Raw genomic sequence first — 11,038 nt, 5'->3', positions numbered from 1 at the left:
GGCATCTCTAACGCTTATTTTAGCGTACCAGCCAGCTACCTTTGCATTGGGGCATCTCACTTTTAAAAGCAGTGGCAGTAACACTTTAGCTATTTCCGGAGATGTCTAATACATTTGAGTAAAGCATTTTGGGACTGGGTTGTGAGTTGATGATTCTCGTCAAGAATAAAAATTCGATAACGTCCTGCTACTGGTGCTAAAGTACAGCGTTCAATTAAAGCACGAGCATCATCCACACCATTATTAGAAGCAGCATCAATTTCACTCACATCTAGACTATTGCTACTTTCAATTGCACGGCAAGATTGACAAATTCCACAAGGTTTGTCAGTTGGTTTTTTGCTATTAAGACAATTGAGAGATTTGGCAAATATGCGTGCAGTGGAAGTTTTACCAGTACCTCTAGAACCTGTGAACAAATAAGCTGGGGCAATTTGCAGGTGTTTGATAGCATTAGTGAGAGCAGTTTTAATGTAGGGTTGTCCAACCAATTCGGCTAAAGTTTGGGGGCGATATTTTTGATGTAGAGCGACTGTAGACATAGGATTTATTCATCTTAATTCGTCGCTCTTGCCCCTGTTAAGGGGGTGAGATTTTATTTTAAGTTCGTGAACAATTTATGCTATGCTTCATCCAGCATACATGAAGCCAACTATTAACCAGATATGCTATTTTATCAGAATCACGATTTGCAAGATTAAAGGATTTACAGGATAATTGCATTCACAATATTCTTAGCTATTAATACTTTGAGGATGAATAATCGTAATTTCGGGAACAGCTATAAAATCTTTTGGGTTTAAAGTTAAAATATGACTGATATTATGAGCAAGCATCACGGCTAATATGTGTATATCGTGAGTGCGTTTACCAGAAATATTATATGTTGTTACTAAGTTCAACCAAATAGAAAATACATCTGGTGTTTCTTCTAGAAAATCAAATTGATTTATTAACATTTGTACGGCTTGAGTTGTTTGTTCTACAGTCCATCCTAATCCATTGACATTAACAGGACGAGTAGCAACAACCCAAAATTCAATGATTACTTGAGAGGTAATAAAACATTGACTACCTTGTAATAAAATTTGAGAAATAGCATTGCTTATCAGGTTATATTCCAGAGATTGGAAATTTGCAAATCTAAGAATAATATTGGTATCAAGTAAATAGCTTTTCATATGCCTCTATCATCATAAATATTTTCTCGACGCAGTGCTTCATCCGATAGGGTAATACTACTTTGAGGAAAATGAGATAACCATTCTTGAAATTTTGCAGCTTTTTCTGTTGAGGTTAAATTTTGTTGCTCTGCTGCTGGAATAATGTTTCTATGAGAAAGTTTAGATAGAAAAAGTTTCTGATCTTCGGGAGTTAATTTAGAAACAATTTCTACAAGGGAGTCAACAAGTTGTACATTCATAATTATCTATGTCGTTTACTAGTTTGTAGGTAATATTGCACTCTATATCAATTATAAACCTAAATTGTCAGAATCACGATGACCAGGATTATAGGATTTACAGGATTTTTCTTGAATGATTTTGTCATAATCACGATATCCAGGATTATAGGATTTACAGGATAGTTATTTGATGGTTGTAGGAGTTAATTTTTTATTTTCATTTTACAACTATCAAGCTACAAATTAAAAACGGTGAAGTGCGGCATCAAGTTTTGCAAGAATTAGGTTATCAAGTTGAACAAAATACCAATTTCCGTGGTTATAGGGATAGTACAACTAATGCTGAATATGTTATCCGTAAGGCTAACAGTTATGATTTAGGTTTTCGTAAAAATGGAGAAAGTTATGAATTAATGGCAGATTTTGGGGGTGCGAAAAATCAACAGGAGTTTATTAATAATATTAGTCAAAAATACGCCTATAAAACCTTTAAAATTTGGTCATCAATGGATATTTTGGGCGATTGCCTACACCACTACTGATAGTTTGCGTGGCGAAACCATGGCAACCGCTATCATTATTTTTCCCTCTAAACCTCAGCTAATTTGCCGGATTTACAGTCACAAATTAACAATTATGATATTTTTGGAATATACAACGGCAGCAAGACATGACGCATGGACATTTCCACTTCTAGATTTGCTCTATCTCCATCAGGAACTAACATAGCCGGATGATCCGATTGCTGTAAGTGCATTTTGATATTTGAACTAGGAATTGCTTTAGCAGCTTCTATCAAATACTTGAGATTAAACTGGATATTCAACATCATTTCTGTTGGTAAATTAGCAACAATCACCTGATCACCTTTACCAAATTCTCGTTCAATAGATAACCGTAACTGTTGTAAACTGCCATCAAACTGCAAATAAATTCCTTTCTCTTTCTTATCTGTTAACACAGATAACCGTTCCAGTGCTTTAACTAACGGTGCTTTTTCTAAAATTACTTCTTTCTCAAAGCTGAATTTAGTTAATAATTGCTCACAATCAGGATAAATTCCTTCCAGCACTTGACAGCTAAGAATGACATCTTCCCAAGCAAAACCCAAGCGATTACTTTGGGCATCATACAGCAGATTAATAGATTCCACATCATCATTTAAGTTACGGGCTATTTCTCTCACTACACGACCAGGCAGAGTAAATTGCATAATTTCTTCAGATGGAACTTGTTGACATGAAACTTGTTGACGAGGTTTTCTGCCAATTCCTTGAGTGGAAAGTTCAGTAATAGCAACTCGATGCCCATCAGTACCAATAAACTTTAATTTCTCCTGTGCCAGTTGGAGATGAACTCCAGTCAAGATATATTTATTTTCATCAGTGCTGACCGCATAAAGCACACCTTTCAAACCATCTTTGAAAATTGTTGTTGCTAAAGAAACAGGAGTAGCATCAATTATGTTAGTAGGTGGGAATTCTTCAGCACTAATGCCTCTAATTTCATAATTACCATCGGCATCAGATAAGCACAGAGAGCAGATTTTTGTTTGTTGTTCATCGCCCAATTGAGAAATCTGAGTTTGACTATTCAGAGAAATATTACCATTAGGGCAATGCTTGACTATCTCCAATAAAATTTCCACTGGTACAGTAATTTCACCCTTTAATAACACTTGGGCAGCAAAACTCGCTTGAATTGTCAATGCTATATCTGTGACAGTTAGATGTATCTGTTGTGTTTCCACATCTGCAATTATGAGGACATTGGCAAGAATGGGATGACTAGGTTTAGCTGGAGTAGCACAATTGACTAAAAAGAGGGCATCGTAAAATTTAGCTTGTTCACATATTACCTCCATGCCTAATTCTCTGGGTATTGGAGGGTTTAACTTTGATTTAGACTTTTTTTGCTTATTCCGCTTTTTTTGGATGGGTTCAGTTGGTGTATTAGGGTTTGCAGATGTAGATTTCTTCTTTTTAAGTCCAGGTATTTCTGTAATATTTGTTGATACTTCATTGTCTATTTCAGGATTAGCAACTGGAGTTTGTTTTGTTAGTTTTGTAGACTTCACCTTTTGTTTCGGTGCTGTTTGAGTCATAATCATTTATCTCTGTTTGTGTCATTACTAGAAGACTGCGGTAGCAGAAATAAAAGTTGTTAATCTGTGAATCAATTTTATTGTTGAACCCATTGATTTATTCTTGAGGATAGGGGGAATTTAAACAGTTACTAATGATAAAAAAATGGATGTAGCGGTAGTTGCTCGTTGAAAAATTGATGATCCTTATGCAACAAAACTTTTAGAGGATGTTTTTGTACCTGATGGCATACCGCTATAATATTTTTTATTGTCTGATTGAAGAATGCAGACAATTATCATCCAGTTTCAAGGATTTCCTGATATTTGAGTTAAGCTAATTAGCAGCCTATAGATTACCGAATTACCAAAATCCTTTGTCTAGCCCGTGAACTAGAAACATAATACAACCGATTAAACTCCTTAATTTTAGCTAGGACTGCTTTACTATCATCTCCGCGTTCTCGATTCAGCCGCTTACTCAAATCTTGACCATCAATACCCGCTTCCAAGAAAGTGCTACCTTGACTATTATGAACAGTTAATGCAAAACAGTTTCTGATATTAGCAAACTGCTCCAGATGTTTATAATATTGCTTCCAAAGAAAGGGATTACGCTTGGCACTTTTGAGCAACCGTTGTGTTTCTTGTTTAAATCGTTTCTCTTCATCTTCATGTAAAACATAGATTTGACGCACAATTCCCTCATCTGTTTCTACTTTTAACCTCCAAGTATCATAGTTGTTATAACGGTCTTCCAACACATCTAAAACAGTAAATTCTGTAGAGGTGGAAAGAATGGCAGTTTTTCCATCAGGAGCCATGATTGGGTCTTTAGTAATTAATCGTTCTCCAGATATAAATCTATTGGCGTTCCCACCATATAAATATCTACGAATCTGCTGATTATAAAAATCAACTTGAGCATTCGTCCAAGATAAAATACGGAAACAATCTGGATTATGAGCAAATTGTTGAGATATCTTTTTGTAGGCATAGCGCAGTAAAGTTTGCCGTTTAACCATCAGCGCCCCGTTACTTTTATCAGGTAGATATTTAGAAAATGGTGCAAATGGCAGTTTACTTTTAGTCACTGCATAACGAGAAGCCGTGACAAACTCCAGCAACGGACTATCAATTCCTTGGCGGACAACTTGAGTTAATACTGCTTTATTTGCTACTTGAAAACTAGGGGATTTTCTTTCATTAACTGGATTTAATTGGGCAGGGTCGCCCATGAGAATAATTTTGATTTTTGTCCAGGTAGATGATTGATTAGCCACATTTTCAATCCAGTGCCACAGTTGTTTACCAATCATGGAACATTCATCAATAAAAACAACATCAAATAAATTGATGTAACATGGTCCTATTTGGTCAAGTATTTTCTCTTTACCTCTAGTCACCATTCCTAGTCCTAGTAATTGGTGAATAGTAAAGAACTCTACGCCAGTCACTCCGTTTTCTGCCGCCATTCGTTGCAGGACACCTACAGCTTTATTCGTAGGTGCAGTTAAGACCACCCTTTTACCTGTAGCCACGAGAGCTTTAACTAATTGGAAAACTATTGTTGATTTACCGGTGCCGGCATATCCTACTAATAGAAATAAAGCAGCCGTAACAGTTGGTTGCACGAATGTCCACATTTTATCTAAGGCTTTTTGCTGCTGTTGGGTAAATTGAAATGGAAAAGAATTTGTGGTTAGGAAAGTAGGAATAATTTGGACCATAATCGCGGCATTAATTCCATTAATTGATCCACTCAATGCAGCGATAGCTGTTGGTTTTGGTTCACCACAAAACGACATATAGAAATCCGGTTTGATTCCTGATAGCGTTCACGTAGTGTGCCGTAAGCCATAATTACTCGTCATGGCAAGGAACAGGGAACGGGTAACTTCCTGTGTACGGAATTTTTAAAAAAATCAGAAAATCAAATAGGAATCTTATACTTTTCCAACAAACAAATGTAAAAAAAATGACCGATTACAGCTCAAAAATTTCTAATTGCGGAGGATATATAAAGTAAAATTTTTCGTGGTCATGGATAAATTCTAACTGAAAAATACAAATAGGTTGTGTTTGATGAAATACTTTAAATCGAAATATTCTCACATCTAGACCGTCTTCTCTGACCAATTCTTCTGATTGAGAAAAATTGCCTGGAAATACTGTATCTAAGTAAATTCCTAATTTACCAATTTCGATTAGAAAATACTTACCAGCTAATTGACTGGCATACCAATGAGCAGGGTTAGGAATAATATTATAATATTGACTATCATACCACCAATTCATTTGTTCAGATAGTTGTTTGGTAATGCCAAAGGTTTCTGTTTGTTGAAATTCCTGCCAACCTTGATTAAGACTTGCTTGTAAAAGAGATTGGGAGTTTTTGATTGTTTGAATTAGGTTTTCAGAATACATAATTACTGACAGAAAACTCGAATAACTTTAGTATAATATTGATATTGAGCTTCAACAGTTATCATGGACTACCCTAAGCACTGGAAAGAACTAGCCAAAATCATTAAGGAAAAATCTGATTGGTGATGTCAAAAATGCGGTCGTGTTTTACGTCCTGATGAAAAACCACAACGCCGTACATATCTACAAGTTCACCACTGGAACAGAGACCCCTCCGACAACAGACCAGAAAATTTAGTTGCTTTATGTCCTGGATGTCACCTTAGTTACCATAGAGGTAGTAAAGGTAATATTTCTGTAGGTCAGTTGTCGTTGTTTGATATTTCCAAATTTTAGCGGCCTTATCAATAGGTCATTTCACGGTTTTTACAAAACTAAACATACATCGGTTTTATCGTCCCGACTTACTTAATTGGTAGTAATAATTAGCAAATCACCAACTATTTACTAACCCTACTGCCTAACTGGATAATATAATCCGTCTTGATCCTGAAATTTCCACCCCAACCCCATCGGGTCACGATTTCTCGACCAACTGATAAATTCCTTCTCAGTTTTGCTTTCGCGCTCTGTTATCAAACTTTGCGGAGTCATACCCAGTCTTTGCGCTAAGTTCTCATGAGCAAAAGAGTTTATTTCTACTGGTTGCTGTTGGTATAGATATGCTGACCTGCTACTACGGGCTTGACCAACGTATTTGCCAGAGGCAAGCGCCCGTTCTATTTTTTCTAACTGTTTACCAAGGACTTCCAGTTTAGTGTCCACCAGTTGATCTTGCTGGCAAAGGTGCATTTCTAGTTCTTCCAGTTTCTCCTCCACCTGCTGCAATTCGCTGGTTGCTTCCAGTGCCACGCTGCTATCAAACAGTGAAATCAATTCCTGTAATCCTTGCAGTAACTCTATTGTATGACCGTCGCGGTGTATTTTCGCTAAGTGGCGTACTACAGGAATTAGTACAGTAGGCACGCGGATCATCTCACTGGGTGGGGTCTTGTTGGCAGTCATGATAGCTAGGATTGATATCATGAATTATAAACCCAAAACAGTGGTTTTCCTCGATTTAATTCTGAAAGGCATTGATACAATAAACTATATATTTAAGAGCATTTTGAAATAACACCAGCTTATCAACAAGCTTTAGAAACTGAAAGTAACCCAAACATATACAGCAATTCCTGGTCGAATGCAATACAATTGGGGGCGGGGAAACCCCTACAGGCTTGGCGATGAAAACTTGTACCTCATAACAGCAGGAAGTGCTGTAAGTCTAAAATTTATCGCTTTCTTCGTTAATCTCTTTATCAACATTCCATATTATGTCTAATTTTGTTATTAACACGCTGAGATTAGATTCAATAAATTACAGAACTTATTGCGGTGCTGCTTAATTTTGGAGCGGTCTATTAAAATAATGTTTCATACACTTCCTGAGCAGAAATAATTACACATTTACAGCAATGTCTGCGGCGTTTTGTAGAAATTATCGCCTTTTTAGGTTACACTTTTCTAATACTTAGAAAACTATTTCATCTGATGAATAATCAACTTTTGAAGGAAAAATTACAAGCAACAATCAAAAATATTCAAACTAAAGATGATGGTTCTCCTGTTACTAATTTGAGGCTAGATAAAACTTTAGTTGCAGAAATTGAACAGTTGACAACAGAATTAGAAAGTCTTAATCCTCACCCTCAACCTCTTATTCATGCTACTAATTTATTAGAGGGGGCGTGGCAACTGCAATACTCTACAGCCAGAGAAATCCGTTCTTTAGATTCCCTGCCATTGGGTTTACGAATAGGTAAAGTTTATCAAGTAATTAATGTTACTAATAAACTATTTTTTAATCTAGCTCAAGTGCAACATCCTCTGAAATTAATATCAGGATATGTAAAAGTCACAGCTAGTTTTGAACCGGCTCTAGATACATCGGGTTTAGCAGATAAACGCATCAATGTTGATTTTGACAAACGTTATTTGGCGATTGAGAAGATTGTGGGTATTAATACGCCTAAACTAAATCCTTTTAAAGTTGTAGCTGCTAATAATCCTCAAGGAAGAATTGCCACTCTTGATATTACTTACTTAGATGAAACTTTAAGAATTGGACGTGGGGGAGATGAAAGTTTATTTATTCTGATTAAAGCCAATGACTTACCTAATTTATACTAAGAGGGTGTTTGAAAAATTGGAAAAGGTATAATTTGTCATTCTGTATCCCTTCGGGACACTATGGCTAACGCCATGCCATGTGGAACAAATCCCTTTCGGGAGCCGTAGGCTCTAGAATCTAGGGTTTGAGTGATTACTCGGAGATGCTGAAGCCTACGGCACGCTGCGCTACGTACCCTGCGGGAAGCAAGCTACATCATGACTTTTCAAACATCCTTTAAAAAAACTTGGGGCTTTACTTTTAAAACATCGCTAAAAACATCGGGAAACAATAGCTTTTGAGTAAATATATTTTGATTAAGGTAGACAACTATAACTATATACCATGCCCACTAAAGTTCATTTAGTTACTATTATTAAAAATGTTACTTTGTTGGTATTCTACACAGAATCAAATTGTTGGCAGTTCCGGTTAATTAGTGCTGGTGGTGAAGTGTTTGGGGAACACAAACTTTATTACACTCCAGAAGCTGCCGAAAAAGCTGGATGTGAATGGATTTATCAGGGATATTAAGCTGTTACGCAACTTTGTTAAATTAGTAAATTTATATCATAAGTAATTTGTTAATTATAGTCCTGGCATTTATAAATCACTTGTTTTATAAATGGGTTTATTTTAAGCGAACTAACAAAGGATTTTGGCATACCGTAAGATAGAAGCAAGCTCAAATATCGAACATAAAAAACATCGTTACTATCAATTTTAGTATATAAAAATTTTTGGTTATGAGATGAAAATAAATAAGAGCATAACTCAATTTATATTCTACAATCAATCTCGATTGTAGAATATAAATCGTAGCTATTAAAGTTAACACCCAGGAATGAGCAATTTGCAATAGCGTTTATTAATTGCTATTTTTCCTAACTCCGAAATTACTGCCAGTGGCACATCAACAGATTTAGCTGCTTCCGAAATAGTAAGTTTATTAGTGCGTAACAAAGCTAAAAGCTGTCGAACTTTAGGAACAATAGGGTCATTGCTGTTGGTGTAACCACGTTTAATAGCAATTTTTAGCCCAGTTTCAATATCATCAACTGTAACTTGAAGATTTTCATCTATTAATAATTTTTGCTGTCCAGGAATTGCATTGGCAATTTGAATACCGATATACCCAGGTTTTTTGCGCTGGGGAATGATATCGAAATTGTAGAGTCGCTTTTGTCCTTGAGAATCTACAGTTTGAACAAGTAAGTTAGTGATAGCAGTAGTGGTAGACGCTGGAAACTTCAGCGGTTTGATTGCTCTTAAAAAGATGGTTGTAGCTTGTCCGCTTTTTAAATCTGTATCTGTGGTGTAGACCAATCGTGAAGGATCTGCTACTAGAATGTAGGCGATCGCTTCGTTGGTTTGACTAAAGCTGATAGGTGTAGCCAGTCCTGGCGTAACTTGAACCTGAATTCTCGTTTTTGCAGCTATATCTCTGTCAATAAAGCGATAAGCAGGAGTTTGTGCCTGGACAATAGGTGCTGTTATCCCCAGCAATAACGCGCTAGTAGTGATGATAAAAGTAGTAAATTGTTTCATAATAACCTCCGAGAAACCCACCCCTTGTGGGTGCAGTTAGTTTACCGGGCAACTTGCAAAAAATTATTGACAACCACTGAGACTTCCGTACCTTCAGGTAGAAATTGAATATTAGGACGTTGTAATAATTCCTGCACTGCTTGGTCAGACCGTCTTGACAAACGCTGACTTACCGGACTAAAAAATCCTTCCAATGCAGCAGCCCATATCTGCGGGTCAGAATTAGTAGTAACGGTACTTTGATTAAAATTACCACCAGAAACAATAGTGCTAGATTGAGTTCGGGGTTGATTGACGATGCTACCTACTTTTCCCAAACTACTGAGTAATCCCACTAACAAATCTTGTTGAGCAATTTCTGACCCCACATCATTGAGCTTTTGAGCAATCAATGGTCGCTTGTTGTTACCTCGAATTAATAGCGTACTAGCTGGTATCGTTTCCTGTTTAACCGTACCTTGGGAATTAGGATAAACCAATGCGATCGCACTAGCAGACACTAAATTATTTCTTTTACCTACGGCTATAGTTTTAGCAACAACAACAGTACCAGCCGGAAGTGCCTCTGTACCATCTGTAGCTTTGAGAGATTCGGTTAACTCCACAGCAAAGCGGTCATTGGGATTTCTACCACCTTCATCCCAAATCATCGGCATAATCACTTTAGCTGACACAGAAGTACCCAGTGCTACATCCTTATTGCTGCTGGTACTGGAATTGACCAAATTTGCAGGGGTACGGTTGAGGATACCCACCATACCGGGAGTTAAGTCAGCTTGACTATCAACACTTTTAGAGCCAATTAAAACTGTTTGTAGTTCAGCTTCTTGGGGATTGGGTGTACTTGATTTTAAGGTTTTGAGAGTTTGATTATTTGCTGTCGGTGCTGTTGCTGTCGGGTTTTCTGGAATTGAGGCTATTGTTGAATTACCGATTTGTGACTGTCCCAAACTGGCTAATTTGTTCCATTGTTGTAAAGGATCAACATTATTTTCAGCTTGTTGTACTGGTCGTTGAATTGTGCGCGGGACTGTATGACTTACAGGTGAATTTACCGAAGTTGGGGAAGAATACCGCCTAAGATTGGGTGCAGGTTCAGCAACTCTAACAGCAGTAGTGCGCGGTGAAATAGTCTGCTGTACTGTACGAACTGGTGGTGGTGTCGGTTGTGTTTTAGCTTGTGATGTTTGACTAGGAGATTTAGTAGGAACTGGTTCTACTTTTTCTACTTTAAGTTGTTGCTGTTGGTCTTGAAATGCTAATCTGCTTTTGAGTTCAGCAGATTCGTCTAAAACTGGTTCACTACGGGTACTACTAGACATCTCCGGAAATAGCTAAAGTGTTACTGCCACTGCTTTTAAAAGTGAGATGCCCCAATGCAAAGGTAGCTGGCTGGTACGCTAAAATAAGCGTTAGAGATGCC

General features: G+C 37.0%; 11 protein-coding genes and 2 pseudogenes. 4 read left to right on the top strand and 9 right to left on the bottom strand.

Annotated elements, in window-relative coordinates; all coding sequences use genetic code 11:
- Nucleotides 1-107: 107 nt before the first annotated feature.
- The 3 genes and pseudogenes from H6G68_RS25960 to H6G68_RS25950 form a co-directional block, all read right to left on the bottom strand.
- Nucleotides 108-542, bottom strand: a pseudogene (locus tag H6G68_RS25960) (AAA family ATPase); the annotation flags it as partial.
- Between the two features lie 192 nt (nt 543-734).
- A complete protein-coding gene (locus H6G68_RS25955) occupies nt 735-1,181 on the bottom strand; it encodes a type II toxin-antitoxin system VapC family toxin (RefSeq protein WP_190909220.1) in 447 nt (148 codons plus the stop codon).
- Nucleotides 1,178-1,423: a hypothetical protein gene (locus H6G68_RS25950; protein WP_190909219.1), complete on the bottom strand. Its 246-nt coding sequence runs from the start codon at nt 1,421-1,423 to the stop codon at nt 1,178-1,180. Before H6G68_RS25950 ends, H6G68_RS25955 begins: the two co-directional genes overlap by 4 nt.
- A 239-nt stretch (nt 1,424-1,662) precedes the next feature.
- Here H6G68_RS25950 and H6G68_RS25945 point away from each other — a divergent pair, with 239 nt between their 5' ends.
- Nucleotides 1,663-1,947 (top strand): DUF1257 domain-containing protein, encoded by a 285-nt coding sequence (locus H6G68_RS25945; protein WP_339327894.1) that lies wholly within the window; start codon nt 1,663-1,665, stop codon nt 1,945-1,947.
- 92 nt (nt 1,948-2,039) lie between these two features.
- Here the strand turns inward: H6G68_RS25945 and dnaN are convergent, their stop codons facing one another.
- The 3 genes from dnaN to H6G68_RS25930 form a co-directional block, all read right to left on the bottom strand.
- Nucleotides 2,040-3,509, bottom strand: a complete 1,470-nt coding sequence (gene dnaN, locus H6G68_RS25940; RefSeq protein ID WP_242045400.1) for a DNA polymerase III subunit beta — start codon at nt 3,507-3,509, stop codon at nt 2,040-2,042.
- 335 nt (nt 3,510-3,844) lie between these two features.
- On the bottom strand, nt 3,845-5,296 hold the full coding sequence (locus H6G68_RS25935; protein WP_242045399.1) for an ATP-dependent DNA helicase: 1,452 nt from the start codon (nt 5,294-5,296) through the stop codon (nt 3,845-3,847).
- Nucleotides 5,297-5,474: 178 nt separating this feature from the next.
- Nucleotides 5,475-5,915, bottom strand: a complete 441-nt coding sequence (locus H6G68_RS25930; protein ID WP_190909217.1) for a hypothetical protein — start codon at nt 5,913-5,915, stop codon at nt 5,475-5,477.
- 63 nt (nt 5,916-5,978) lie between these two features.
- Between H6G68_RS25930 and H6G68_RS25925 the strand changes: the two are divergent.
- A pseudogene (locus H6G68_RS25925) lies at nt 5,979-6,251 on the top strand (HNH endonuclease).
- A gap of 117 nt (nt 6,252-6,368) precedes the next feature.
- Here H6G68_RS25925 and H6G68_RS25920 read toward each other — a convergent pair.
- A complete protein-coding gene (locus tag H6G68_RS25920; protein ID WP_242045398.1) occupies nt 6,369-6,920 on the bottom strand; it encodes a hypothetical protein in 552 nt (183 codons plus the stop codon).
- Between the two features lie 528 nt (nt 6,921-7,448).
- On the opposite strand from H6G68_RS25920, the gene H6G68_RS25915 reads away from it, so the two are divergent.
- Nucleotides 7,449-8,087 (top strand): PAP/fibrillin family protein, encoded by a 639-nt coding sequence (locus tag H6G68_RS25915; protein WP_190909215.1) that lies wholly within the window; start codon nt 7,449-7,451, stop codon nt 8,085-8,087.
- A 325-nt stretch (nt 8,088-8,412) separates the two neighbouring features.
- The gene (locus H6G68_RS25910) at nt 8,413-8,601 is read left to right on the top strand and encodes a hypothetical protein (RefSeq protein WP_190909214.1); all 189 of its coding nucleotides are present in this window, start codon (nt 8,413-8,415) and stop codon (nt 8,599-8,601) included.
- A 297-nt stretch (nt 8,602-8,898) separates the two neighbouring features.
- Here the strand turns inward: H6G68_RS25910 and H6G68_RS25905 are convergent, their stop codons facing one another.
- Nucleotides 8,899-9,615 (bottom strand): hypothetical protein, encoded by a 717-nt coding sequence (locus H6G68_RS25905; RefSeq protein WP_190909213.1) that lies wholly within the window; start codon nt 9,613-9,615, stop codon nt 8,899-8,901.
- Between the two features lie 41 nt (nt 9,616-9,656).
- Nucleotides 9,657-10,937 carry a TrbI/VirB10 family protein gene (locus H6G68_RS25900; protein WP_242045397.1) on the bottom strand — a complete coding sequence of 427 codons (1,281 nt, stop codon included), beginning with the start codon at nt 10,935-10,937 and terminating at the stop codon, nt 9,657-9,659.
- Nucleotides 10,938-11,038: the final 101 nt, after the last annotated feature.

This window comes from Anabaena catenula FACHB-362, from assembly GCF_014698735.1.
In the GTDB taxonomy this organism is placed as follows: domain Bacteria; phylum Cyanobacteriota; class Cyanobacteriia; order Cyanobacteriales; family Nostocaceae; genus Anabaena; species Anabaena variabilis_A.
Note: the sequence above shows the minus strand (reverse complement) of the source record. Positions and strands in the feature narration are given on the sequence as shown.

Bases quoted from the DNA above. Each gene is read 5' to 3' on its own strand.
- H6G68_RS25900 (WP_242045397.1), bottom strand. From the start codon at position 10,937: ATGTCTAGTAGTACCCGTAGTGAACCAGTTTTAGACGAATCTGCTGAA.
- H6G68_RS25930 (WP_190909217.1), bottom strand. From the start codon at position 5,915: ATGTATTCTGAAAACCTAATTCAAACAATCAAAAACTCCCAATCTCTT.
- H6G68_RS25955 (WP_190909220.1), bottom strand. From the start codon at position 1,181: ATGAAAAGCTATTTACTTGATACCAATATTATTCTTAGATTTGCAAAT.
- H6G68_RS25910 (WP_190909214.1), top strand. From the start codon at position 8,413: ATGCCCACTAAAGTTCATTTAGTTACTATTATTAAAAATGTTACTTTG.
- H6G68_RS25920 (WP_242045398.1), bottom strand. From the start codon at position 6,920: ATGACTGCCAACAAGACCCCACCCAGTGAGATGATCCGCGTGCCTACT.
- H6G68_RS25905 (WP_190909213.1), bottom strand. From the start codon at position 9,615: ATGAAACAATTTACTACTTTTATCATCACTACTAGCGCGTTATTGCTG.
- H6G68_RS25935 (WP_242045399.1), bottom strand. From the start codon at position 5,296: ATGTCGTTTTGTGGTGAACCAAAACCAACAGCTATCGCTGCATTGAGT.
- H6G68_RS25950 (WP_190909219.1), bottom strand. From the start codon at position 1,423: ATGAATGTACAACTTGTTGACTCCCTTGTAGAAATTGTTTCTAAATTA.
- H6G68_RS25915 (WP_190909215.1), top strand. From the start codon at position 7,449: ATGAATAATCAACTTTTGAAGGAAAAATTACAAGCAACAATCAAAAAT.
- dnaN (WP_242045400.1), bottom strand. From the start codon at position 3,509: ATGACTCAAACAGCACCGAAACAAAAGGTGAAGTCTACAAAACTAACA.